The sequence below is a fragment of the Duganella sp. CT11-25 genome (assembly GCF_047302815.1).
Lineage (GTDB): Bacteria > Pseudomonadota > Gammaproteobacteria > Burkholderiales > Burkholderiaceae_D > Rugamonas.
The window spans coordinates 5,609,078-5,633,444 of the sequence record NZ_JBKBFD010000001.1 but is presented as its reverse complement, the minus strand read 5'-3'; the positions used below and the strand labels follow the sequence as shown (position 1 = coordinate 5,633,444).

Sequence of the window (24,367 nt, the reverse complement as noted above, 5' to 3'; positions counted from 1 at the left end):
TCTTGAAAAAACGCCGTTAAAAAAAGCTCTGTAGGTGTGTAACGCCTTACCGCACGGAGTTCGACTATGGCAAAAGACGGTGATTTTATCACGCGCCCGGGTCTACATTGGGTTATTGGCCGGTTTAACAATAGCCCAAGTGTGAACAATGTCACAAAATCAACCCATTTTACCCGGTGGTGCCGTTTTTTTTCTGCTGTGCTATGGTTCGCCACATGCGATTCAATTCCTCCAATTTCTCGATCACCCGCCGCATGGGGGTCGATGCCACCGATTTCCTGCGTCGCGACCACAAGATGGCCGCGCTGCTGCCGGCCATCGAGCGCATGGCGGCCCTGCAAAAGGATTGCGCGGCGGCCTTGCCAGCCATGTTCAAGTATTGCGAGATCCTGGCGTTCGAGGATGGCCAGCTGACCTTGTCGCTGCCGAATGCCTCGCTGGCGGCCAAGCTCAAGCAGCAAGTGCCCAAGCTGCAGGAGACGCTGGCGCGGCGCGGCTGGCAGGTGGCGGCGGTGAAACTGAAGGTGCAGATGACCAAGCCGGCCGAGATCAAGGAGCAGATGCGCGCGCTATCCTTGTCGGAAGCGGCCGTGACGGCCTTCGACGAGCTGGGAGATGCGCTGGAGGCCACGCCGCAGAACGCCACCTTGATCGCGGCGTTGAAGGCGATGGTGGCCCGCCGGCGGCAGGCCACCGAGACTTAAGTTAGTGCCCACTCACGCGCCATCTGGCGCACATAGGACTGCGGGGCGACGTCGTTGCTGTCGAAAGTGACGATTTCATACGCTTCCGGGTGCTTCAGCAACTCCAGCAGCAGCTGGTTGTTCAGCGCGTGGCCGGACTTGTGGGCCTCATAGCTGGCCAGCAGCGGATGGCCGACCAGGTAGAGGTCGCCGATCGCGTCCAGGATCTTGTGACGCACGAACTCGTCTTCATAGCGCAGGCCGTCCGAATTGAGGATGCGGTACTCGTCCATGACGATGGCGTTTTCCAGCGAACCGCCGCGCGCCAGGCCTATGCCGCGCAGCATTTCCACGTCCTGCATGAAGCCGAAGGTGCGGGCGCGCGCGACGTCGTGCACATAGGAGACGTCGCCGAAGTCCACATGCGCGCGCTGCTGCGTGCCGTCCACCGCCGGGTGGTTGAACTCAATGAAAAAGTCCAGCTTGAAGCCGTCGTGCGGCAGCAGGCGGGCCCATTTTTCCTTGTCGCCCGCGCCTTCGCGGATTTCCACCGGTTTCAGCACGCGGATGAATTTCTTCGCGGCAGGCTGCTCCAGCACGCCGGCTTGTTGCAATAAAAATACGAAGGACGAGGCCGAGCCGTCCATGATAGGGATTTCTTCGGCGCTGACTTCGATGTACAGGTTGTCGATGCCGAGGCCGGCGCAGGCCGACATCAGGTGCTCGACGGTGGAGACGCGGGCGCCGTCCTTGACCAGCACCGAGGCCATGCGGGTATCCCCCACCGCCATCGCGCTGGACGGGAATTCCACCATGGGCGACAGGTCGACCCGGCGGAACACGATGCCGGTATCGGGCGCGGCCGGACGCAGGGTCAGTTCGACCTTGGTGCCGGAGTGCAGGCCGACACCCGTGGTGCGGACCAGTTCTTTGATAGTGCGTTGTTTTAACATCTGGCGATTATAGCGAACTGTAGTTAAGGGTGCTCGGCTTCGGCATGCACCGCTTCGCGGCGCACCAGGTAGATGCCGCTGGCGATGATGATGCCGGCGCCGAGCAGCGTGTAGCCGTCCGGCAGCGCTTGCCACAGCAGCCAGTCGATCGCCACGCCCCAGGCCAGCGCCGAATATTCGAACGGCGCCACCACCGAGGCCTTGCCGGAGCTGAACGCGCGGGTGATCGCCAGCTGGCCGAAGAAGCCGCTCAACGCCAGCGCCAGCAGCACCCAGCCGTCCTCGGCGCGCACCGGCACCCAGTGCTGCAACGACATGGCCAGGCCGCCGATGGCCATCAGCAGAAGATACCAGAACATCATCGACTCGTTACTATCGGTGCGCGCCAGCACCCGGCTGGTGACGGCCGCCGCCGCGTAGCAAAAGGCCGAACCGAGGATGGCCAGCCCGCCGATCGACAGGAAGCCCGTGCCCTCGGGGCGCAGCACGATCAGCACGCCGGCCAGCGCGACCGCGATCGCAACCCATTGGCCGAGGCCCACTTTTTCCTTCAGCACGAACACCGACAGCGCGGTGATCAGCGCCGGCGCGATGAAGAAGATCGAATACGCCTCCGCCAGCGACAACGCCTTCAGGCCGAAGGCGAACGAGGTCAGCATCGTAATGCCGAGCAAGCTGCGGAACAGATGCATGGGCCAGCGCACCCGCATGATGCCGCGGAAGGCGCCGCGGTACAGCATGTAGCAGATCAGCAGCGGCAGCGAACTGAGCGCGCGCATGGCGGTGACCTGCGTGGCGGGATAATGGGCGGACAGCACTTTCATGGTGGTGTCCATGAACGAGAACATGGCCACGGCGACCAGCATCGCGTAGATGCTGCGCAGGTTTTCTTGTTTGGAAACGGAGGACAAATAAGCTCCTAGACGACAGGTCCGGGCGGACCACTGGGAACGTCATCATGGCGACGTCCGGAGCCAGGACGGCGCGCCGCGCCATCCCCTCGATTATAGCAAGCTGATAATTTCCTTGCAGCACGGGTAGGCGCTCACGCGGAAAGCAGCATCACCAGTTTCAGGTCGTGGCGCTTGGCCGGGTGCAGCGTGACTTGATTGAAGCTCAGCTCGCCCTGGCGGGGATGCTGGAAGCAGCGCAGGCCGCCTTCGCGGCCGACCACGTCCTGCAGGCTCCACAGCTGGCGAAACTCGTCGCTCTGCGCCGACAAATCGGCGATCAGGCTGGCCAGCGTCTGATCGCCGGCGTGCTTGCCGATATCGGCGCGGAACTCGGCGACCAGCCGCTGCGCGCGGTCCTCCCAGCCGACGATCAAACCGCGCGCCGCCGCCGTGCGGAACATGAAGCGCAACAGGTTGGGCTTGACCTGCGCCTCCCGGTCCACGTCCAGCCAGCCTCCGAACAGCGCCGCCGCCTGCGCATTCCACGCCACCGCATTCCATTGCCGGTCAAGAATGTAGGCGGGCGCGTTGATCGCCGCGACCATCGCATCCAGCGCCTCCTCGGCACTATCGCCCTCGTCATCATGATGCGGATCGAGCCGCTCCGCCAGGCTGAACAAATAGGCGCGCTCGGCCGCGCTCAGCTGCAGCACGTCGGCCAGCCGCGCCAGCATCTTGCCCGACGCCGACACCTCCCTGCCCTGCTCCAGCCACGTCAGCCAGGTCGGGCTGACGTCGCACAACTGCGCCAGCTCCTCGCGCCGCAGGCCGGGCGTGCGGCGCCTTCCGCCGCCGGGCAGGCCGACGCTTGCGGGCTTGATGCGCTCGCGATGGGCGCGGATGAATTCACCGAGTTTGGTTTGCATGGTAGCTCTTATACCAGGATAAGTTCTTGTCTTGTTACAGGATAAAAACCCGCCTATTCTGCCCTGACTCGCCCCTCTTTTGGAGAAAATCATGAAACAGCAAGCCGTCGTCGCCCAGCAGTTCGGCAATACCGCCAGCGCCTACCTCACCAGCAGCGTGCACGCGCAAGGCGCGGACTTGACCGCGCTGCGCGACATCGCCGCCGCGCTGGGCAAGGCGCCGGTGGTGCTGGACCTGGGCTGCGGCGCCGGCCACGCCAGCTTCGCGGTCGCGCCGGTGGCGGCATCGGTCACCGCCTTCGACCTGTCGGCACAGATGCTGGACGTGGTGGCCGGCGCGGCGCGCGAGCGCGGCCTCGACAACATCGCCACGCGGCAAGGCGATGTCAGCCAGCTGCCGTTTGAAGACGCCTCGTTCTGCATGGTCGTCACGCGCTTCTCCGCCCACCACTGGCTCGACGTTCCGGCCGCGCTGCGCGAGGTCAAGCGCGTGCTCAAGCCGCGCGGCCTGTTCGTCATCATCGACATCACCGCGCCGGAAAGCCCGTTGCACGACACCACGCTGCAGGCGGTCGAACTGCTGCGTGACGGCTCGCACGTGCGCGACTACCGGCCGTCGGAATGGCACGCGATGCTGGGGGACGCCGGCTTCAAATGCGAGCGCGCCGGCGACTGGAAACTGGAAATGACATTCGACGAATGGACCGCCCGCATGCGCACGCCGGCCGAGCGCGTGACGGCGATCCGCAGCCTGCTCGCCAGCGCGCCGGAAGAGACCCGCCGCTACTTCGCCGTGCAGGCCGACGACTCGTTCACGATCGACTCGACGCTGTTCAAGGCCAAGCACGACTTCGGGGATATCTACTGAGCTGCAGTAGCCCAAACTCGATCCGACATCGATCGTCAGATGGGTTTGGGTTTTCTTTAGCTGATCCAAAGATTTTACTGTTCCGCAGGAAGATCCTTCAATGCCTTGGGTGCATAGAGTGCACTCTGGAATTCTGGAACATATTCATACTTCATCATCTTTCCCAGCTTTAGCGACTTAATGAATGTCGAAAAACTTCCGTCACTTAGTTTTAAACTAGCCGATTCGGAACGCGTACTGGAAGCATGCGCAAGCTGTCGCGAAACCGCATAGCCATACGTCAGTTGCCCATCCTTGTCGATATTCGTGAAGCTGCTTTTCACCATCTCCGCCTCATGCGACACATCGCTGAGCTTCCTGCCTTCAAAAATGAAATCCTCTTTGCCCGTGTCGCTATCAGTTACAGTGAAGGAAAATGACTTGTCCGTCTCCTTAAGTTCAATTCCCGTTAGCCACTTCGGCAGGTTATATCCTACAACGCCTCTCACCCTGGCCAGTTCGGTGTTCACAGGGAGCTTCAGTACATAGCCCCAGAAATCGCCCGAGGACGATTGGCCCAGCAGAGTCAGAGGACCAAAGCTCGACTTGCCGGGCTTGTTCGTCACGATCGAGAGCGAAATCTCACTGTAGCTATCGTTGTCGCAGTAGTCGTACGCGTAAGCCGTCAATGCGACCACCCCACGTCCCGGCCACACCTGAAGCGGTTGAACTTCCTTCAGGACTTTCTCCGGCATCAGCTCACGCAAGCGATCGAGATTTGCCGTGAACACAGCCGTGATCTTGCGGTTCTTGTAGTAGAAATTTGGTGAATACGATTCAAAACCTATGTCGACCTTTTCCTTCTTGATGCTCTTGAACCAGCTAAGGTCGACGTCTGGCGCTTCCGATACGATCACGGACAACGGCGGGTTTGAACGAAAGCGATCATACAAACCACCCGCAACCACCGGCACATCATGACCGCCAATGTTAATCAGAGCCTGCTTGGGTTCAGTTAAATTCTGAGCCCATGCATCAGCCCCAACGGAACTCAAGATCAATCCCGAGACTGCCGCGGTTTTTTTGATATTCATGCTTTGCACCTTAAAAATGTGATTGAGAAAATTGCTTGCAGCGCGTAGTCGCAGCTATCGTTTCCTTGGGCCGAGGAGTGCGATCTCCCGAGTGACAGTGACTCCACGATATGCTTGAAGCTCACTTGAAGGTCAAGCCCGGCTGCGCACATTTAGAATCGGCACTCGGTATCATGACAACAGCGCGGCATCGCTTTGCTGGCCACCGTCTGCTGCGCGGTTCCGCTTGAATCGCTTGACCTTCAACTTAGCTTTAAGCTTATAGTTGCCTGCACATGAGCTGTACACGCTCAAGTCTTTAAGGGGCAATCACCATGTCGATTTTCAAGAAGCTTCTCTTCGCCGCGATACCAGTACTGTTCATGAAGGTTGTTGCGGCTGCGCCGGGGGCAGGAACTCAAGCCTCGGCAGTCCATGCAAAAAAGGTGTTGATTGTGATGACCAATCACTCGCAATACCCAACCAGAAGCGATCGCACCGGCCTCTGGCTTACTGAACTGACACACGTATACGACGAACTAAAAGAAGCGGGCTACTCAGTCGATTTTGTCAGTCCGAACGGCGGCATGACACCGTTGGATGAGCGCAGCCTTGGCTGGCTCTACGTCGATGACGCGGCAAAAGCGCATCTCAACGATCCTGCATTCATGTCGTCCTTGCAGTCGACGAAAGCTGCGGCGGACACTAGCCCGGCGGGCTATCGGGCCATCTTCTATACCGGCGGCCACGGAACAATGTGGGATTTCCGTGGCAACAAAGACCTGAAGCGAATCGCCGAAGGCATCTATCGCGACGGCGGTATCGTTTCGTCTGTTTGTCATGGTGCCGCGGGCCTGTTGGACCTCCAGGACGACAACGGCAAGCCTTTGATAGAGGGGCATCATGTCACTGGATTCTCGAACTTCGAAGAGACGCTCTCTGGCGTCAAAGATCAAGTCCCTTATGCCCTGCAAAGCGAAATGGAGAGCAAAGGGGGCAAGTATGAAAAATCCCTGATTCCATTTCGGAGTTTTACAATAAAGGACGGCCGTATCATTACCGGTCAAAATCCGGGGTCAAGTAAAGCAGTGGCTCAAGCCTTATTACGCGCGCTCAAGACCGAACATCCAAAACAGGCTGAGGAAGGCGGGTCCCAATGAAAATCGGCGAGTTGGCCCAACGTAGCGGCATACCCGCATCGACAATCCGGTTTTATGAATCCAAGGGGCTGTTGAAGGCTGTCAGCCGCCAGTCCAACGGTTACCGCGACTATCCGCTTGAGGCTGTGGCTCTGCTTGCCATCATCAGCGACGCGCAAAAAACAGGTTTTTCACTTGAGGAAATCAAACAAGTTCTACCAGAAGATATTTCTTCATGGAGACATGATGAGCTGATGGCGGCGCTCAAAAAGAAGATTGCCGACATCGAATCATTGGAGGTGCGCTTGGCTCAAAACAAAGCGCAGCTCCGTTCCCTGATTCAGCTGATCGATTCCAGACCTGATCACATTGATTGCAAGGACAATGCGGTAAGAGTTATGGCGAGCATGGGTATCACGAGCAGTTCGTCGGCTCTAAATCAAAATTCCATCGAGTGATCATGGTTGGCGACAACAGCTTCCAAGCAAAACGGCGCCGTGGCGCCGTTTTTCATTGCATCACACCAGGCTGAAGATTACAGCTGGCCGCGCAGGGTTTCGGCGTCGGAGACTTCGAACTTGCCGCCTTGCTCGATGTTGAGCTGCTGCACCACGCCGTCGACCGCCAGGATCGAGTAGCGCTGCGAGCGCGTGCCCATGCCGAACTTGCTGAAGTCGGCGTCCAGGCCCAGTGCCTTGCTGTACGAAGCATTACCGTCGGCCATCATGCGGACCTTGCCGGTCGCGCCTTGTTCGCGGCCCCATGCGCCCATCACGAAGGCGTCGTTGACCGACACGCACCAGATTTCGTCGACGCCCTTGGACTTCAGCTCGTCAGCCATGCGGATGTAGCCTGGCACGTGCTGCGCCGAGCAAGTCGGGGTGAAGGCGCCCGGCAGGCCGAAGATCGCGATCTTCTTGCCCTTGACCAGGTCTTGCACATTGAAAGTGTTCGGGCCGAGCGAGCAACCTTCGGTTTCGGTTTCGATGAATTCCGACAGGGTGCCTTCCGGCAGGGTATCGCCAATCTTGATGGTCATGTATGACTCCTATTATGAAATGTTGAATGAAAAAAGCCGCGCCTGAGCGCGGCTTTCACCGGCATTGGAACGAGCAGTATGCCTTAATCCGCCTGCTTGCGCAGGAAGGCTGGAATGTCATAGGTTTCCATGCCATTCTTTTCCATCGCGCGCACCTGCTCGGATGCGGACTCGCGGCGCCATACGGCCGGCGCCTTCATGCCGTCGAAGGCCGGCGATGCGCCGCCGCCCATGCCGCCGGTCGCGCCCATCGACATGCCCGCCGCCGCCGCGCTGCCGCCCAGCGCGGCCGATGGGGTCATCGGGCCGTTGTGGGTGCCGGTGCGCAGCATTTGCTGAGGAACCAGCTGCACGTGCTTCTTGGCCTTGCCCAAACCGGTCGCCACCACGGTGACGCGGATATCGTCGCCCATGTTGTCGTCGTAGGCGATACCCTGGGCGATCGACGCGTCCGGCGCCGCAAACGCGCGCACGGCGGCCATGACTTCCTTGATCTCCTTACCTTTCAGGCCGCGCGAAGCGGTGACGTTGACCAGCACGCCGCGCGCGCCCGACAGGTCGACGCCGTCCAGCAGCGGCGAGGCCACGGCCTGCTCGGCGGCGATGCGCGCGCGGTCGATGCCGGACGCGGTCGCGGTGCCCATCATGGCCTTGCCCTGCTCGCCCATGATGGTCTTGACGTCGTTGAAGTCGACGTTGATGTGGCCCGGCACGTTGATGATCTCGGCGATACCGGCGACGGCGTTGTTTAGCACATCGTCGGCGTGCTGCAGCCACTCGATCAGCGATTCGTCTTCGTAGATCTCTTCCAGCTTCTCGTTGAGGATCACGATCAGCGAGTCGACGTTGGCCGACAGCTGCTCCAGGCCTTCGTCGGCGATGTCCATGCACTTCTGGCCTTCGTGCGAGAACGGCTTCGACACCACGGCCACGGTCAGCGCGCCCAGCGACTTGGCGACTTCCGCCACGATCGGTGCGGCGCCGGTGCCGGTGCCGCCGCCCATGCCGGCGGCGATGAACACCATGTGCGCGCCGCGCAGCGCGTCTTCGATGCGCTGGCGCGATTCCTCGGCCAGCTTGCGGCCGACGTCAGGCTTCATGCCCGCACCCAGGCCGGTCTCGCCGATCTGGATCACGTTGCCGGCCTTGGAGGTCGACAGTGCCTGGGCGTCGGTGTTGGCGGCGATGAACTCGACGCCGACCATGCCCTTGTTGATCATGTGTTGAACTGCGTTGCCACCTGCTCCGCCGACTCCGACGACCTTGATGACGGTACCCAAAGCTGCGTTATCGACCATATCAAACTCCATGATGTACTCCCTATCAGAATGCGGTTTTCAAGCGCCAGTCCTCATATTTTTAGAAGAACTGGAGATTGAAAACTGCGGTTTCAATATTAAAAAAAACGTCGCGTGTTTACTTCAAAAATTACCGAGGAACCATTCCTTCATGCGCTGCCATACTGCTTTCACCGATCCATCCTGCCGCGTGACGATATGGCCACGCAGGTACTGCTTTTTCGCTTCCAACAACAGGCCCAGCACCGTCGCGTAGCGCGGGCTGCGCACCACGTCGGCCAGCTGGCCGCGATAGTCCGGCGTGCCCAGGCGCGCCGGCTTGAGGAAAATGTCTTCCGCCATCTCGACCATGCCCGGCATGATCGCCGTGCCGCCGGTCAGCACGATGCCCGACGACAGCACGCCCTCGTAGCCGGACTCGCGCACCACCTGGTGCACCATCGCGAACAGCTCTTCGACGCGCGGTTCGATCACGGCGGCCAGCGCCTGGCGCGACAGGTTGCGCGGACCGCGGTCGCCCAGGCCCGGCACTTCCAGCGTCTCGCCCGGATCGGCCAGCACCTGCTTGGCCACGCCGTAGCGGATCTTGATCTCTTCGGCTTCCGAGGTCGGCGTGCGCAAGGCCATCGCGATGTCGTTGGTGATCTGGTCGCCGGCGATGGGAATCACGGCCGTGTGGCGGATCGCGCCGTCCGAGAACACCGCGACGTCGGTGGTGCCGCCGCCGATGTCGATCAACACCACGCCCAGTTCCTTTTCATCGGGCGTCAGCACCGCGTCGGCCGACGCCATCGGCTGCAGGATCAGGTCGGACACTTCCAGGCCGCAGCGGCGCACGCACTTGACGATGTTCTGCACCGCCGACACCGCGCCGGTCACGATATGCACTTTGACTTCCAGGCGGATGCCGCTCATGCCGATCGGCTCGCGCACATCCTCCTGGCTGTCGACGATGAATTCCTGCGGCACCGTATGCAGCAATTGCTGGTCGGTCGGAATGTTAACCGCCTTCGCCGTTTCGATGACGCGCGCCACGTCGGTCGCCGTCACTTCCTTGTCCTTGATCGCCACCATGCCGCTGGAATTGAAGCTGCGGATATGGCTGCCGGCGATGCCCGCGTAGACATTGCGGATCTTGCAGTCGGCCATCAGCTCCGCCTCTTCCAGCGCGCGCTGGATCGATTCGACGGTCGCTTCGATGTTGACCACCACGCCCTTCTTCAGGCCCTTAGACTCGTGCTGGCCCAGGCCGATCACCTCGTGGCGTCCGTCGCCCATCACCTCGGCCACCACGGCCACCACTTTCGAGGTGCCGATGTCGAGGCCGACGATCAGGTTTTTCGCGTCTTTAGTCATTTCTCTTTGCCTACTGTATTTGCTTGTTCGGTTTAACAGCCGCTGGTTTCTTTATCTTTGGCTTGGCTCCCTCGGCCGGAATCTTCAATCCCGTCGCGCTCAGGGCCAGCCCGTTCTGGTACCGCATATCGATCGTATCGATGTTCTGCAAGTGCTCCACCAGTTGCGGGTAAATCCCGGTCAGGCGGTCCACCCTTTCCTTCAGCGTGGTGCTGGTCTGTTCCCGTCCCAGCGCCACGCTCATGCCATTGTTCAGCTTCACCGTCCACGCATAACGGCCCGACAGCGACAACGATTCCGGCACCAGCTTGAGCGGCGCGAACCACGTGCGCAACTCGTCGTAACGCGACAGCACTTCCTTCTCGCTGCCGTCCGGTCCATCGAACTCCGGCAGCGTGTGATCCTCTTCCGCCTCGGCCAGGTTGGCGGTGAACACATCGCCCTTGGTCGACAGCAGCCGTCCGTCCTCGCCCCACGTTCCCAGCGCCTCATGCTCTTCCAGCGCCACGATCAGCTGGTCCGGCCATTCGCGGCGCACCGTTGCGCGGCGTACCCAGGGCACCGACTCGAACGCCTGGCGCACCGCATCCAGGTTGGTCGTGAAGAAGTTGCCCTTGATGCGGCCCAGCGCGTTGTTACGCAGCGTCAGGTGATTCACATGCCTTAACTCGTCCTGCCCGATACTCTCGATACGAATGGTGCGCAGGTTGAACATCGGACGCTGCGCCACCCACCAGACGCCGGCCGCGATGCACGCCAACAGCGTCAGCACGAAGATGCCGCTGGCGGTTGCATTCAAGGCTTTTACGTCTTGCCACATCTACTGCTCAACCCTTCATCTTCAAACGCGCCGTGCGCAGGATTTCCACGCACAGTTCTTCATAGCTGATGCCCACCGCGCGCGCCGCCATCGGCACCAGCGAGTGGCTGGTCATGCCGGGGGACGTGTTCACCTCCAGCAGGAACGGCTTCTGGTCGCGCTCGCGCAGCAGCACGTCGACCCGGCCCCAGCCCTCGCAGCCCAGCGCGCGGTACGCCGCCAGGGCGATGCGCTGCATCTCTTCGGTCAGCGCGTCCGGCAGCACGGCCGGGCAGTGGTATTTGACGTCGTCGGTGAAGTACTTGTTCTGGTAGTCGTAATTACCCTGCGGCGCGACGATCTCCACGATCGGCAGCGCGCGCGCGGTGGCGCCCGAACCCAGCACGGCGACGGTGAACTCGCGTCCGGTGACGAATTCCTCGGCCAGCACGGCGTCGTCCAGCGCGGCGGCGATGTCGTAGGCGGCCTTGAACTCGTCGGCGGCGTTGACCTTGGTGATGCCGATGGTCGAGCCTTCATGCGGCGGCTTGACGATCAGCGGCAGGCCCAGGCCGGCGGCGACCTGCGCCAGGTCCGACTTCGCGTCCAGCACCGCGTAGTTCGGCGTCGGCAGGCCGGCGGCCAGCCACACGATCTTGGTGGTGATCTTGTCCATGCCGACCGAGCTGGCCATCACGCCGCTGCCGGTGTACGGAATGCCCAGCAGTTCCAGCGCGCCCTGGATGCTGCCGTCTTCGCCGAAGCGGCCGTGCAGCGCGATGAACACGCGGTCGAATTTTTCAGCGGCCAGCTCCGCCAGCGAACGCTGGCCCGGATCGAAGGCGTGGGCATCCACGCCCTGGCTTTGCAGCGCCTGCAGAACGCCGGTGCCGGACATGATCGACACGTCGCGTTCGGCGGAACGGCCGCCGAACAGCACGCCGACCTTGCCGTATGCTTTTGCGTCGTTAGGAGTAAGGGTAGTCACGTTCAGACCTTTGGATAATTAGTCAGTTTTGCAGGGACGCCGCTGATCGAGCCCGCCCCCATCGTCATGACGACGTCGCCGTCGCGCACCACGTTCATGATGGTTTCCGGCATATCGCCGATCGCCTCTACAAAAATCGGTTCCGTCTTGCCGCGCGCGCGCAGCGCATGCGCCAGCGCGCGGCCGTCGGCCGCCACCACCGGCGCTTCGCCGGCGGCGTAGACTTCGGCCAGCACCAGCACGTCCGGCGCGCCCAGCACCTTGACGAAATCCTCGAACAGGTCGCGCGTGCGGCTGTAGCGGTGCGGCTGGAAAGCCAGCAGCAGGCGGCGGCCCGGATAGGCGGCGCGCGCGGCGGCCATGGTCACGTCCATTTCCAGCGGGTGGTGGCCGAAGTCGTCGACCAGCGTGAAAGTGCCGCCGCCGGGGATGGCCACGTCGCCGTATTTGGTGAAGCGGCGGCCCACGCCCGCGAAACCGGCCAGGCCGGCCTGGGTGGCGCTGTCCTCGATGCCGATTTCACGCGCGATGGCGATCGCCGAGCAGGCGTTCTGCACGTTGTGCAGGCCGGGCTGGTTCAGCACCACGTCCAGGTCCGGATAGCCGTCCTGGATCACGGTGAAGTGCATCTCGACGCCGACCGCGCGCGCATTCACGGCGCGCACTTCCGCATCCTCGGCGAAACCGTAGGTGGTCACCGGCTTGGTCACATGCGGAATGATCGAGCGCACATGCGGATCGTCGATGCACAGCATGGCGCGGCCATAGAACGGCAGGCGGTGCGTGAAGTGGACGAAGGCCTGCTTGAGCTTCTCGAAATCGTGTTCGTAGGTTTCCATGTGATCGGCATCGATGTTCGTGATGACTTCGATCATCGGCGTCAGGTTCAGGAACGAGGCGTCCGATTCGTCGGCTTCCGCCACCAGGTAGTCGCCGGTGCCCAGCTTGGCGTTGGCGCCGGCCGAGGTCAAACGGCCGCCAATGACGAAGGTCGGGTCCAGCCCGCCCTGCGCCAGCACCGACGCCACCAGGCTGGTGGTGGTGGTCTTGCCGTGGGTGCCGGCGATGGCGATGCCGCGCTTCAGGCGCATCAACTCGCCCAGCATCACCGCGCGCGGTACGATGGGAATCTTGCGGCTGCGCGCCGCCACCACTTCAGGATTGTCCTGCTGTACAGCGGTCGAGGTCACGACGGCGTCGGCCTTGCCGATGTTTTCCGCCGCGTGGCCCTGGAACACCTGCGCTCCCATGTCGGCCAGGCGCTGGGTGACAGCGTTGCTGCCCAGGTCCGAGCCGGACACGGTATAGCCCAGCGTCAGCAGCACTTCGGCGATGCCGCTCATGCCGCTGCCGCCGATGCCGACGAAGTGTATGTTCTGTACTTTATGTTTCACAGCTTAACCTTTGCGAGTTCTTCCAATGCTTTGGCGATAGCGTCGTTCGCATCGCGCTTGCCGACGCCGCGCGCAGCCGTTGCCATCGTGAGGCAGGCGCCGCGGGTCAGCGTTTCCAACAGCGTCGCCACACTCTGCGCGCTCAATTCCGTTTGCGGCATGTGGATCGCCGCGTTCTGTTTCGCCATCCACTGCGCGTTGTCGCGCTGGTGGCTGGTGGTCGACGCCACGAAGGGCACCAGCACGCTGGCTACGCCGGCGGCGGTCAGTTCCGACACCGTGATCGCGCCGGCGCGGCAGATCACCACGTCGGCCACGCTGTAGGCGGCGGCCATGTCGTCGATGAAGTCCACCACATTCGCTTCCACGCCGGCCTGCGCGTACGCGGCGCGCAAGGCATCGATATTCTTCTTGCCCGACTGGTGCGTCACCAGCGGACGCTGCGCGGCCGGGATCAGCGCCAGCGCCGCGGGTAGGCTGTCGTTCAGCGCCTTGGCGCCGAGGCTGCCGCCCACGACCAGGATGCGCAGCGGACCTTCGCGGCCGGCGAAACGCTGCGCCGGCTCGGCCATGTCCAGGATCTCCTTGCGCACCGGATTGCCGGTCACCACAGCCTTGCTGGCCGCGCCGCCGAAGTCCGCCGGGAAGCCGAAGCACACGCGGTCCGCGAACGGCACCAGCGTCTTGTTCGACAGCAGCAGCGCCGCGTCGGCATTGACCAGCACCAGCGGCACGCCGCGCATGCGCGACATCAGGCCGCCCGGCACCGTCACATAGCCGCCCATGCCCATCACCACGTCCGGCTTGCGGCTGCCGATGTAGCCGAAGCAGGCCGCGAACGCCTTGACCATCTTCAGCGCGCCGCCCAGCGAGTGCTTCAGGCCCTTGCCGCGCATGCCGGTGAAGTCGATGCTGTCCATCGCGATGCCGTGTTTCGGCACCAGCTCCTGCTCCATGCCGGCGGAGGTACCCAGCCAGCTCACCTCCCAGCCGCGCGCGCGCATGGTTTGCGCGATCGCCAGGCCGGGGAAAATATGACCGCCCGTACCGGCCGCCATAATCATCAATCGTTTCATAGTCTGCCACCACGCATCAGGACCCGGTTCTCGTAGTCGATCCGGAGCAGGATCGCGAGTCCGATGCAGTTAATTACAACACCCGTGCCGCCATAGCTCATCAGCGGCAAGGTCAAGCCCTTGGTCGGCAGCAGGCCAAGGTTGACACCCATATTAATAAACGTCTGCACACCGATCCAGATGCCGATGCCCTTGGCCGTCAGGCCGGCAAAGGTCTGGTCGATGGCGATGGCCTGGCGGCCGATATCGAAGGCGCGCTTGATGATCCAGTAGAACAGCGCGATCACCACCAGCACGCCGGCCAGGCCGAGTTCCTCGCCGATCACCGCCAGCAGGAAGTCGGTATGCGCTTCCGGCAGGTAGTGCAGCTTTTCCACGCTGCCGCCCAGCCCGACGCCAAAAATCTCGCCGCGCCCGAAAGCGATCAGCGAGTGCGTCAGCTGGTAAGCCTTGTTCAATGCGTTGTCTTCCTCCCACGGATTCAGGTAGGCGAAGTAGCGCTCGCGGCGGAACTTCGACAGCGCGATGATCGAGCCGAAGATCACCACCAGCACCGCGCCGATGCCGCCGAACCAGATGGCGTTGATCCCGCCCAGGAACAGGATGCCCATCGCGATGCAGACGATCACGCCGAAGGCGCCGAGGTCCGGCTCCAGCAGCAGCAACAGGCCGACGCAGCCGACCGCCGCCGCCATCGGCATGAAGCCCTTGGTCAGCTTGTGCATGTATTCCTGCTTGCGCACCGTGTAGTCGGCGGCGTACAGCACGGCCACCACCTTCATCAGCTCCGACGGCTGCACGTTAAACACTTTCAACGACAGCCAGCGGCGGCCGCCGTTGACCACCACGCCGATGCCGGGTATCAGCACCAGCACCAGCAGCACCAGCGTGCCGATGAACAGGTAGGGCGCCGCCTTCTGCAGATCGGAGATGCGGGTACGGAACACGAACAGGCCGACGACCAGCGACACCGCGATGAACATCGCCTGGCGCTGCAGGAAGTAGGTGTTCTGCCAGCGCACATAGTTGGCGAACTTCGGCGAATCCGGCAGCGAGATCGAGGCCGAATACACCATCACCATCCCGAGCAGCATCAGCAGCAGCGTGACCCACACCAGCGGCTGGTCGTACTCCATCATCTTCGACTGCCGCGCGCGGCTGTCCATCGACGTCGCCGTCGATTTCGAGCCAAAGCGGAACGGCAGCTGGAAGGCCATCAGATCTCCTGTCCCGCGTCGAGCGCGATATCGCGCACGGTGTCGATGAACACCTGGGCGCGATGCGCGTAGTTCTTGAACATGTCCATGCTGGCGCAGGCCGGCGACAGCAGCACGGCGTCGCCGGCTTGCGCCAGTTCGCTCGCGCGCTTGACGGCCAGCGGCAGGTCGGTGCCGCAGTCTTCGAGTTCGACGCCGGACGATTCCAGCGCGGCGCGGATCTGCGGCGCGTCGCGGCCGATCAGCAGCACCGCGCGCACATGGCGCGACACCGGCTCGGCCAGCGGCGTGAAGTCCTGGCCCTTGCCGTCGCCGCCCATGATCACCAGCAGGCGCTGATTGGCGCCGGTGAAGGCTTTGCCCAGGCCGTACAGCGCGGCCACGGTGGCGCCGACGTTGGTGCCCTTGCTGTCGTCGTAGTATTCGACTTCGTTGATCGCGCTGACCAGCTCCACGCGGTGCGGCTGGCCGCGATACTCGCGCAGGCCGTGCAGCAGCGGCGCCAGCGGCAGGTCGATGGCGCGGCACAGGGCCAGCGCGGCCAGCGCGTTGGCGGCGTTGTGCACGCCGCGGATCTGCAGCGCGTCGGCCGGCATCAGGTTCTTGACCATGCACTCGACCGGCGGCGGAGGCGGATCGTTCTTCTTGCGTTTCTTCGGCTCGCCCTCTTCCTCGGCCGGGATGGCGGTGGCCAGCCACAGCACGCCGCGCTCGTTGTTCAGGCCCAGGTCGTCCCGCAGCGTCGGCGCGTCGGTGCCGAAGGTGACGTTATGGCCGGTGGCGCTGGCCATGCGCATCACGGTCGCATCGTCGCGATTCAGCACGCGCACGGTGTCGGCCGCGAAGATGCGGTGCTTGGCGGCGGCGTAGGACGGCATGTCGCCATGCCAGTCCAGGTGATCCTGCGTCACGTTCAGCACCGTGGCCGCGTGCGGCTCCAGCGTGAAGGTGGTTTGCAGCTGGAACGACGACAGCTCCAGCACCCATATGTCGGGCAACGGCGCCGGCTGTTCGTCCGGTCCTGCGGGCGCATCGAGCACCTCGCGCAGCACGTCGAGCGCGGCGGGGCTGATGTTGCCGGCCACGCGCACGGTCTTGCCGGCGCGCTCGCACAACTGGCCGACCAGCGTGGTGACGGTGGTCTTGCCGTTGGTGCCGGTGATGGCGATGATCTTCGGCTCGTAGCCGCGTTCCATCTTCAACGCTTCCAGCGCCTGCGCGAACAGTTCGATCTCGCCCCAGACAGGGATGCCTGTCGCCGCGGCGGCAGGCGCGATCCCGGCCAGCTCGCGGTATGGCGCCAGGCCGGGGCTGACGGTGACGAAGTCCACGCCTTCCAGCAGCGAGGCGCCGAACGGGCCGGCGACGAACTCGGCGTCCGGCAGCGCCTCGCGCAAGGCTGGCAGGCGCTCCGGCGACTCACGGGTATCGGCAACGCGCACGCGCGCGCCGCTGCGGGCGAGCCACAGCGCCATCGCCAGACCGGATTCACCCAGTCCAAGTACCAGTGCGTTTTTACCGTCGTAGATCATTTATCGCAGCTTCAGTGTAGACAGACCAACCAGCACCAGCATCATCGTGATAATCCAGAAGCGCACGACGACCTGGGTCTCTTTCCAGCCTTTTTGTTCAAAGTGGTGATGCAATGGCGCCATCAGGAACACACGCCGCCCGACGCCGTAGCGCTTCTTGGTGATCTTGAACCAGCCCACCTGGATAATCACGGACACGGTTTCAGCGACGAAGATGCCGCCCATGATGAACAGCACGATTTCCTGGCGCACGATCACGGCCAGCGTACCCAGCGCGCCGCCCAGCGCCAACGCGCCGACGTCGCCCATGAACACTTGCGCGGGGTGCGTGTTGAACCACAAGAAGGCCAGGCCCGCGCCGGCCAATGCGCCGCAGAAGATAATCAGCTCGCCCGCGCCCGGAATGTGCGGGATGAACAGGTAGCGCGAATACGTGGCGCTGCCGGTCAGGTAGGCGAACAACCCCAGCGCCGAGCCGACCATGATGGTCGGCATGATCGCCAGGCCATCCAGGCCGTCGGTGAAGTTCACCGCGTTGCTGGTGCCGACGATCACGCAATAGGTCAGCGCGATGAAGCCCCACACGCCCAGCGGATAGCTGATGGTCTTGAAGAACGGTACGATCAGGTCGGCCTTCGGCGGCAGGTCCATCTCGAAGCCCGACTGCACCCATGCGAAGAACAGCTCAAACACTTTGCCAGCGTTGGGCGCGGACACCGAGAACGCCAGGTACAGCGCGGCGGCCAGGCCGACCAGCGACTGCCAGAAGTATTTTTCCGCCGAGCGCATGCCTTCAGGATCCTGGCGCACCACCTTGCGGTAGTCGTCGACCCAGCCGATGGCGCCGAAGCCCAGCGTCACCACCAGCACAGGCCAGATCAGGCGGTTCGACAGATCGCACCACAGCAGCGTCGAGACGCCGATGGAGATCAGCAGCAGCACGCCACCCATGGTTGGCGTACCGTGCTTTTTCAAATGGGTCTGCGGACCGTCGGTGCGCACGGCCTGGCCGTACTTCATGGCGGTCAGCTTGCGGATCACCGCCGGACCGGCGACCAGGCCGATGATCAGCGCGGTGATCGTGGCGAACACCGCGCGGAAAGTGATGAAGCCGAAGACGCGGAGCACCCCGACGTCCTGTTGAAAATACTGTGCGAGCCAGAGCAGCATGATTAGTGACTTTCCTTGTTAGCTTGTTGCGATCCAATCAAATGCTGCACGACCCGTTCCATCTTCATGAAACGGGAGCCCTTGATTAATACGGTTGCATCCGGCGCCACGGCTGCATCGACAGCAGCCAGCAGATCGCCGAATTTTTCAAAATGACGAATGGACGCGCCCTGATTGGCAGTGCCAATCATGTGCGCTGCCAGTTCGCCGGTTACCAGCACCTGTTCGATGCCCTTGGTCTGCGCGTACGCGCCGATCTCTTCGTGGAACTCGCGGCCCTGCGTGCCGACTTCGCCCATGTCGCCCAACACCAGCACGCGCGGCGCGGCCGCCTTGGACAGCACGTCGATGGCGGCGCGCACGGAATCCGGATTGGCGTTGTAGGTGTCGTCGATGACGACGGCGCCGTTGACGGCCGCCTTCTTCTGCAAACGGCCGCTGACCGGCGCGAAGGTGTCGAGTCCCAGCTTGATTTTTTCCAGCGCGATGCCTGCGGCGAACGTGCATGCCACGGCAGCCAGCGCATTGCGTACATTGTGTTCGCCCGCGGCCTGCAGATTAACGAAGAACTGCTGCGGCTCGTTGACCTCGCCTTCGCGGAGTGTGACGAACATCTCGTTGCCGAAGTCGCCGGCGCGGAAAGTGCAGCTCACTTCCGCTTCCTTGGTCAGGCCGAAACGGATCCGGCGGCGGCCGGCGGACAGTTCTTCCCACACCGGGGTGAATTCGTCGCCATGCGGGAACACGGCCACGCCGTCGGCCGGCAACGCGGCCAGCACGGCGCCGTTCTCGCGCGCGACGGCTTCCACCGTGTGCATGAATTCCTGGTGCTCGCGCTGGGCGTTGTTGACCATCGCGATGCCCGCTTCGGCGATGGCGGCCAGGCGGCCGATTTCGCCCGGATGGTTCATGCCCATCTCGATGACGGCCGACTGCTGCTTCGCTTCCATGCGGAACAGCGTCAACGGCACGCCGATTTCGTTATTCAGGTTGCCTCGCGTGGCAAGGCGGCCCTCTTCGCCGTGGGCGGCGGCCAGGATCGCCGCGATCATTTCCTTGACCGTGGTCTTGCCGTTGCTGCCGGTGACGCCGATCACCGGCATCGCGAACTGGCGGCGCCAATGGTTGGCGATCTGGCCCAGCGCGACCAGCGTGTCCGGCACCACGATGGCCGCGACGTTGGTCGATGCGGCCCAGCCTTCCGGCAGCTCTTCCACCACGACGGCGGCGGCGCCCTTCTCCGCGACCTGCGCGAGGAAGTCGTGGGCGTCGAACACCTCGCCGCGCAAGGCGACGAACAGCGAACCCGCAAATACGTTACGGCTGTCGGTCGACACGCCGCTGAATACAACTTCGCCCGCGCCAACCAGTTTGGCGCCTGCGATCGAAGGCAGAATCTGTGCGAGTGCGGCGCGCATCAATTCGTCCTCATCATGGTTAAACGGGCCGACAGCGCCAGTTGCGCGTGATCGGCGTCGGAGAACGGCAGTTTCTTGCCCTTGATTTCCTGGTACGGCTCGTGGCCCTTGCCGGCCAACAGGATCACGTCCGGCTTGCCGGCGTGCTTGATCGCCGACAGGATGGCGGCGGCGCGGTCGTCCAGCGCCTGCACCGTCGATGCCGGGTTGTTGCGGTCCATTCCGGCCAGGATCTGTTCGATGATCGAATGCGGATCTTCGCTGCGCGGATTGTCGCTGGTGACCAGCACATGGTCGGCAGCCTGCGCGATCTTGCCCATCTGCGGACGCTTGCCGGGATCGCGGTCGCCGCCGCAGCCGAACACGCACCACAGCTGGCCGCCACGGTCGGTCGCCACCTGGCGCAACGCGGTCAGGGTTTTTTCCAGCGCGTCCGGCGTGTGCGCGTAATCGATGACGATCATCGGCGCATCCTGGCCGCCGACCTGCTGCATGCGGCCCGGCGCGGGCTGCAGCGCTTCGACCGCCTCGATCGCGGCGCGCAGTCCCAGGCCCTTGGCCAGGATCGCGCCCATCACGCCCAGCGCATTGCTGATATTGAAGTTGCCGACCAGCTGAGTCTTGACCAGCGCCACGCCCAACGCGCACTCCAGATGGAATTCGGTGCCGGTATTGCGGCCGCTGCGGATCTGGCTCGCGCGCAGCATCAGCACGCCGGCCAGGTCCGGCCGCGCGGCCGCGTCATGCAGCGTGTAGCCGATCAGCGGAATGTCGCCCGCCAGCGGTGCGGCCTGCGCCTTCAGATGCGCGATCAGGCGCAGGCCCATCGGATCGTCCAGGTTGATGACCGCCGTTTTCAGGCCGGGCCAGTCGAACAACCTGGTCTTGGCGGCCTCGTAGGCCTCCATCGTGCCGTGGTAGTCCAGGTGGTCGCGCGTCAGGTTGGTGAACAGCGCGACGTCGAAATGCATGCCCGCCACACGGCCCTGCTCCAGGCCGATGGACGATACCTCGATCGCCAGCGAAGCCGCGCCCTGCTCGCGCAGGCCGGCCAGCGTGCGCGCCAGCAGCACCGCGTCCGGCGTGGTGTAGCCGGTGACGTCGTATTCCACTTCGCCGCGCGCGCGGAACACGCCCACGCCCAGCGTGCCCACCACGGCGGCCGGTTCGGCGCCGCGCGACAGGGCCTGGCCCAGCCACACGGCGCTGGAGGTCTTGCCGTTGGTGCCGGTGACGCCGACGGTGAACATCGCCGCATCCGGCTGCTGGTAGAAGGCGTGCGCGATCACGCCGGCGTTCCGTTTCAGGTTGTCGACGGCCAGGTAAGGCACGCTCCAGCTGTCGTTCCAGGTAAAGCCCGCGGGATCGATCACGACCAGCGCGGCGCCCTGCTCGATCGCGCTGTCGATAAAGCTGCGCCCATCGCCGGCGTCGCCGGGATAGGCAAAAAACACATCGCCCAGCTTGATGCGGCGCGAATCCGAAGCCAGCTGCGCGGTCGGCGCCAGCTTGCGGATTGCGGCTGCAATAGCCAATGGGTCGAATTGAGAAGTCGTCACATGTTCCCCTGTGCTGCTGATTCAGGAATGATGATATGGGTCAGGTCCGAATCCGGCGCGATGTTCTTGGCGCGCAGCGCCTGGGCGGCCAGCGCCGAGAACACCGGACCGGCGACGTCGCCGCCGACGTGCACCGGACCGCCCGGCTCGTCGATCATGACCGCGATGATGAAGCGCGGGTCCGACATCGGCGCCATGCCGACGAAGTTACCAATGTATTTGGATTGCGAGTAGCGGCCGTTGACGACCTTCTGCGCGGTACCGGTCTTGCCGCCGACGCGATAGCCCGGCACCTGCGCCTTGACGGCGGAGCCGCCCGGCAGCGTGACCATCTCCAGCATTTCGCGCATCTCGGCCGCGGTCTTGGCGCTGACGACCTGCGTGCCGTGCGGCGCCTCGTGCAGCTTCTGGAACGACAGCGGAATGATGTCGCCGTCGCGGGCAAAGATCATATAGGCGCGCGCCAGCTGGATCAGCGAGACGGCGATACCCTGGCCGAAGCTCATGTTGGCCTGCTCGATCGGGCGCCACGATTTGTATGGACGCACGCGGCCGGCCACCGCGCCGGGGAAGCCCCACTTGGGCTGCTGGCCGAAACCGACCTTGGTGAACATCTCCCACATATCCTCGGCCGGCATGCCCAGCGCGATCTTCGAGGTGCCGATGTTGGACGACTTCTGGATGATGGTCTGCACGTCGATCATGAAGTGCGGATGGGTGTCGTGGATCACGCGGTCGGCGATCACCATCGAGCCGTTGCCGGTATCGAACATGGTGTGCGGGTTGACGCGCTTCTCATCCAGCGCCAGGCCGACGGTGAACGGCTTCAGCGACGAACCCGGCTCGAAGGTGTCGGTCATCACGCGGTTGCGCAGCTGCTCGCCGGTCAGCTTGGAGCGGTCGTTCGGATTGTAGGTGGGCCAGTTGGCCAGCGCCAGCACTTCGCCGGTGTGCACGTCCAGCACCACGGCGGCGCCGGCCTTGGCGTGGAACTTCTCCACCGCGTCCTTGACCTGCGTGAAGGCGATGTACTGGATCTTGCTGTCGATCGACAGCATCAGGTCCTTGCCGTCGTGCGGTTCGCGCACCGACTCGATATCCTCGACGATGTGGCCCAGGCGGTCCTTGATCACGCGGCGGCTGCCCGGCTGGCCGACCAGCGTTTTCTGCTGCGCCAGTTCCATCGACTCCTGGCCCATGTCCTCGACGTTGGTGAAGCCGACCACGTGGGTCGTCACCTCACCCTGCGGGTAGAAGCGCTTGTATTCCTTGCGGGTCTGGATGCCTTCGATACCGAGCTTGGTGATCTGGTCGGAGACGTCCTGCTCGACCTGGCGCTTCAGGTAAACAAAGCCGCGGTCGGAATCGAGTTTTTTCTGCAGGTCGGCGTCGCTCATGCCCAGCAGGCGCGCCAGCTGTTTCAGCTTGGCCGGCGGCGCTTCCTGCACGTCGTCCGGGATCGCCCAGATGGCCTTCACCGGCACCGACGACGCCAGCACCTGGCCGTCGCGATCGGTGATCTTGCCGCGCGTGGCCGGCAGGTCCAGCGTGCGCGCGTAGCGGATTTCGCCCTGCTTCTGCAGGAACTGGGTCGACAGCCCTTGCAGCCACAGGGCGCGGCCGGCCAGGGCGGCGAAGGCGGCGAACAAGACGAACAGCACGACGCGCGAACGCCATACCGGCAGACGCACCGCCAGTACCGGGTTCTTCGAAAACGGCACGCCCTTGGAGGCGGCCACGCGCGAGGTGTTCAGATTGCTGCCGCGGCTCATTTTGCGGCCTCCGGCGTCAGGTACTGCGTGCGCGTCGCGGTCAGCGGCGTCATGTTCAGGTCGCGGCGGGCGATTTCCTCGATGCGCGCGTGCTTGCCCAGCGTGGACTGGTCCAGCTGCAGCTGCGCCCATTCGATATCGAGCTGGCGCGCCTGCGACTGCGTGCGTTCCAGTTCGATGAACAGATGGCGCGCCTGGTATTGCGCGTTAACCAGCGACAGGCCGCAAGCGACCAGCAACGCCGTCAGCACCACGTTGATCTTGCCGCTCACGCGCCCTCCGGTATCGGAAGACGCCGCGCCACCCGCATCACCGCCGAACGGGCGCGCGGGTTGGCGTCGATTTCGGCGTCGGACGGCTTCATCTTGGAGATCAGCTTGATCTCCGGCTGCGGCAGGTCGACCGCGCGGATCGGCAGGCGCCGGTCCGGCTGCTCGACATTGGCCTTGGAGGCGAAGAAGCGCTTGACCATGCGGTCTTCCAGCGAGTGGAAGCTGATGATGGCGATGATGCCGCCGGGCGCGAGGCTGTCGTAGGCCTGGTTCAGGCCGACTTCGAGATCTTCAAGCTCTTTATTGATGAAAATCCGGATAGCCTGAAAAGTGCGGGTTGCCGGATCCTTGCCCTTTTCCCGAGTCTTGACCGCGCCTGCCACGATGCCGGCAAGCTGTCGTGTGGTTGAAATTGGCTCGACTGCCCTGCGAGCAACAATCGCCTTTGCAATCTGAAAAGCAAACCGTTCTTCCCCATATTCTTTGATCACCTTTTCCAGTGTCTGTTCGGTTTCTGTGGCAAGCCACTCCGCCGCCGACATGCCGCGCGTGGTATCCATGCGCATGTCGAGCGGGCCGTCGTTGCGGAAGCTGAAGCCGCGCGCGGCGTCGTCCACCTGCGGCGACGAGATGCCGAGGTCGAGCAGGATGCCGTCCACCTTGGCCGCGCCGCGCTCGGCCAGGGCCGCGCCCATGGTGGCGAAACTGTCGTGCACGATGGTGAAGCGCGGATCGGCGATCTGTCCGGCGGTGGCGATGGCCTGCAGGTCCTTGTCGAAGGCGATCAGGCGCGCCTTGGCGCCCAGCTTCGACAGGATCAGGCGCGAATGGCCGCCGCGGCCGAAGGTGCCGTCGACGAAGACGCCGTTGGCGCGCGCGCCGGCCAGCGCCAGCGCATCGACCGCTTCGTCTAGCAGCACCGTACGATGCTGAAATTCCGGCACCGCTGTTGTTGTCATGGCG

23 protein-coding genes are annotated in these 24,367 nt (G+C 63.5%); 4 read left to right on the top strand and 19 right to left on the bottom strand.

Going from position 1 to position 24,367, the window contains the following annotated elements; all coding sequences use genetic code 11:
• Window positions 1-215: 215 nt before the first annotated feature.
• Window positions 216-704: a hypothetical protein gene (locus tag ACEN9F_RS24385; protein ID WP_413424165.1), complete on the top strand. Its 489-nt coding sequence runs from the start codon at window positions 216-218 to the stop codon at window positions 702-704.
• On the opposite strand, the gene lpxC is transcribed toward ACEN9F_RS24385, so the two are convergent.
• The 3 genes from lpxC to ACEN9F_RS24370 all read right to left on the bottom strand — a co-directional run bounded on the left by lpxC (window position 701) and on the right by ACEN9F_RS24370 (window position 3,455).
• Window positions 701-1,636: a UDP-3-O-acyl-N-acetylglucosamine deacetylase gene (gene lpxC / locus ACEN9F_RS24380; protein WP_413424163.1), complete on the bottom strand. Its 936-nt coding sequence runs from the start codon at window positions 1,634-1,636 to the stop codon at window positions 701-703. The genes ACEN9F_RS24385 and lpxC overlap by 4 nt on opposite strands.
• A gap of 23 nt (window positions 1,637-1,659) precedes the next feature.
• The gene (locus ACEN9F_RS24375; RefSeq protein ID WP_413427163.1) at window positions 1,660-2,502 is read right to left on the bottom strand and encodes a DMT family transporter; all 843 of its coding nucleotides are present in this window, start codon (window positions 2,500-2,502) and stop codon (window positions 1,660-1,662) included.
• A 179-nt stretch (window positions 2,503-2,681) separates the two neighbouring features.
• Window positions 2,682-3,455: a helix-turn-helix transcriptional regulator gene (locus ACEN9F_RS24370; RefSeq protein WP_413424161.1), complete on the bottom strand. Its 774-nt coding sequence runs from the start codon at window positions 3,453-3,455 to the stop codon at window positions 2,682-2,684.
• 91 nt (window positions 3,456-3,546) lie between these two features.
• On the opposite strand from ACEN9F_RS24370, the gene ACEN9F_RS24365 reads away from it, so the two are divergent.
• Entirely contained in the window at window positions 3,547-4,323 is a 777-nt protein-coding gene (locus ACEN9F_RS24365) for a class I SAM-dependent methyltransferase (protein WP_413424159.1), read from the top strand.
• 74 nt (window positions 4,324-4,397) lie between these two features.
• Here ACEN9F_RS24365 and ACEN9F_RS24360 read toward each other — a convergent pair whose 3' ends face one another.
• A complete protein-coding gene (locus ACEN9F_RS24360) occupies window positions 4,398-5,396 on the bottom strand; it encodes an acetoacetate decarboxylase (ADC) (RefSeq protein ID WP_413424157.1) in 999 nt (332 codons plus the stop codon).
• Between the two features lie 314 nt (window positions 5,397-5,710).
• Here ACEN9F_RS24360 and ACEN9F_RS24355 point away from each other — a divergent pair, with 314 nt between their 5' ends.
• On the top strand, window positions 5,711-6,535 hold the full coding sequence (locus tag ACEN9F_RS24355) for a type 1 glutamine amidotransferase domain-containing protein (protein WP_413424155.1): 825 nt from the start codon (window positions 5,711-5,713) through the stop codon (window positions 6,533-6,535).
• Window positions 6,532-6,972: a MerR family transcriptional regulator gene (locus tag ACEN9F_RS24350; protein WP_413424153.1), complete on the top strand. Its 441-nt coding sequence runs from the start codon at window positions 6,532-6,534 to the stop codon at window positions 6,970-6,972. Before ACEN9F_RS24355 ends, ACEN9F_RS24350 begins: the two co-directional genes overlap by 4 nt.
• Window positions 6,973-7,049: 77 nt before the next feature.
• On the opposite strand, the gene ACEN9F_RS24345 is transcribed toward ACEN9F_RS24350, so the two are convergent.
• The 15 genes from ACEN9F_RS24345 to rsmH form a co-directional block, all read right to left on the bottom strand.
• Window positions 7,050-7,553: a peroxiredoxin gene (locus tag ACEN9F_RS24345; protein ID WP_413424152.1), complete on the bottom strand. Its 504-nt coding sequence runs from the start codon at window positions 7,551-7,553 to the stop codon at window positions 7,050-7,052.
• Between the two features lie 83 nt (window positions 7,554-7,636).
• A complete protein-coding gene (gene ftsZ / locus ACEN9F_RS24340) occupies window positions 7,637-8,863 on the bottom strand; it encodes a cell division protein FtsZ (protein WP_413424150.1) in 1,227 nt (408 codons plus the stop codon).
• 111 nt (window positions 8,864-8,974) lie between these two features.
• Window positions 8,975-10,207, bottom strand: coding sequence for a cell division protein FtsA (gene ftsA, locus ACEN9F_RS24335; protein WP_008445439.1), 1,233 nt, complete (start codon window positions 10,205-10,207; stop codon window positions 8,975-8,977).
• A gap of 10 nt (window positions 10,208-10,217) precedes the next feature.
• A complete protein-coding gene (locus ACEN9F_RS24330; RefSeq protein ID WP_413424147.1) occupies window positions 10,218-11,027 on the bottom strand; it encodes a cell division protein FtsQ/DivIB in 810 nt (269 codons plus the stop codon).
• 7 nt (window positions 11,028-11,034) lie between these two features.
• On the bottom strand, window positions 11,035-11,994 hold the full coding sequence (locus ACEN9F_RS24325; protein ID WP_413424145.1) for a D-alanine--D-alanine ligase: 960 nt from the start codon (window positions 11,992-11,994) through the stop codon (window positions 11,035-11,037).
• Window positions 11,995-11,996: 2 nt separating this feature from the next.
• Entirely contained in the window at window positions 11,997-13,388 is a 1,392-nt protein-coding gene (gene murC, locus ACEN9F_RS24320; RefSeq protein WP_413424143.1) for a UDP-N-acetylmuramate--L-alanine ligase, read from the bottom strand.
• The gene (gene murG / locus ACEN9F_RS24315) at window positions 13,385-14,464 is read right to left on the bottom strand and encodes an undecaprenyldiphospho-muramoylpentapeptide beta-N-acetylglucosaminyltransferase (RefSeq protein WP_413424141.1); all 1,080 of its coding nucleotides are present in this window, start codon (window positions 14,462-14,464) and stop codon (window positions 13,385-13,387) included. Before murG ends, murC begins: the two co-directional genes overlap by 4 nt.
• Window positions 14,461-15,681, bottom strand: coding sequence for a putative lipid II flippase FtsW (gene ftsW, locus ACEN9F_RS24310; protein ID WP_413424139.1), 1,221 nt, complete (start codon window positions 15,679-15,681; stop codon window positions 14,461-14,463). Before ftsW ends, murG begins: the two co-directional genes overlap by 4 nt.
• Window positions 15,681-17,213, bottom strand: coding sequence for a UDP-N-acetylmuramoyl-L-alanine--D-glutamate ligase (murD, locus tag ACEN9F_RS24305; protein WP_413424137.1), 1,533 nt, complete (start codon window positions 17,211-17,213; stop codon window positions 15,681-15,683). The genes ftsW and murD overlap by 1 nt, the downstream gene beginning before the upstream one ends.
• Window positions 17,214-18,383 carry a phospho-N-acetylmuramoyl-pentapeptide-transferase gene (gene mraY, locus ACEN9F_RS24300; protein ID WP_413424135.1) on the bottom strand — a complete coding sequence of 390 codons (1,170 nt, stop codon included), beginning with the start codon at window positions 18,381-18,383 and terminating at the stop codon, window positions 17,214-17,216.
• A 2-nt stretch (window positions 18,384-18,385) separates the two neighbouring features.
• The gene (locus tag ACEN9F_RS24295; protein ID WP_413424133.1) at window positions 18,386-19,801 is read right to left on the bottom strand and encodes a UDP-N-acetylmuramoyl-tripeptide--D-alanyl-D-alanine ligase; all 1,416 of its coding nucleotides are present in this window, start codon (window positions 19,799-19,801) and stop codon (window positions 18,386-18,388) included.
• Entirely contained in the window at window positions 19,801-21,360 is a 1,560-nt protein-coding gene (locus ACEN9F_RS24290; protein ID WP_413424131.1) for a UDP-N-acetylmuramoyl-L-alanyl-D-glutamate--2,6-diaminopimelate ligase, read from the bottom strand. Before ACEN9F_RS24290 ends, ACEN9F_RS24295 begins: the two co-directional genes overlap by 1 nt.
• Window positions 21,357-23,132: a peptidoglycan D,D-transpeptidase FtsI family protein gene (locus ACEN9F_RS24285; RefSeq protein WP_413424129.1), complete on the bottom strand. Its 1,776-nt coding sequence runs from the start codon at window positions 23,130-23,132 to the stop codon at window positions 21,357-21,359. Before ACEN9F_RS24285 ends, ACEN9F_RS24290 begins: the two co-directional genes overlap by 4 nt.
• A complete protein-coding gene (ftsL, locus tag ACEN9F_RS24280) occupies window positions 23,129-23,404 on the bottom strand; it encodes a cell division protein FtsL (RefSeq protein ID WP_413424127.1) in 276 nt (91 codons plus the stop codon). Before ftsL ends, ACEN9F_RS24285 begins: the two co-directional genes overlap by 4 nt.
• Entirely contained in the window at window positions 23,401-24,363 is a 963-nt protein-coding gene (rsmH, locus tag ACEN9F_RS24275; protein ID WP_413424125.1) for a 16S rRNA (cytosine(1402)-N(4))-methyltransferase RsmH, read from the bottom strand. The genes ftsL and rsmH overlap by 4 nt, the downstream gene beginning before the upstream one ends.
• Window positions 24,364-24,367 lie beyond the last annotated feature (4 nt).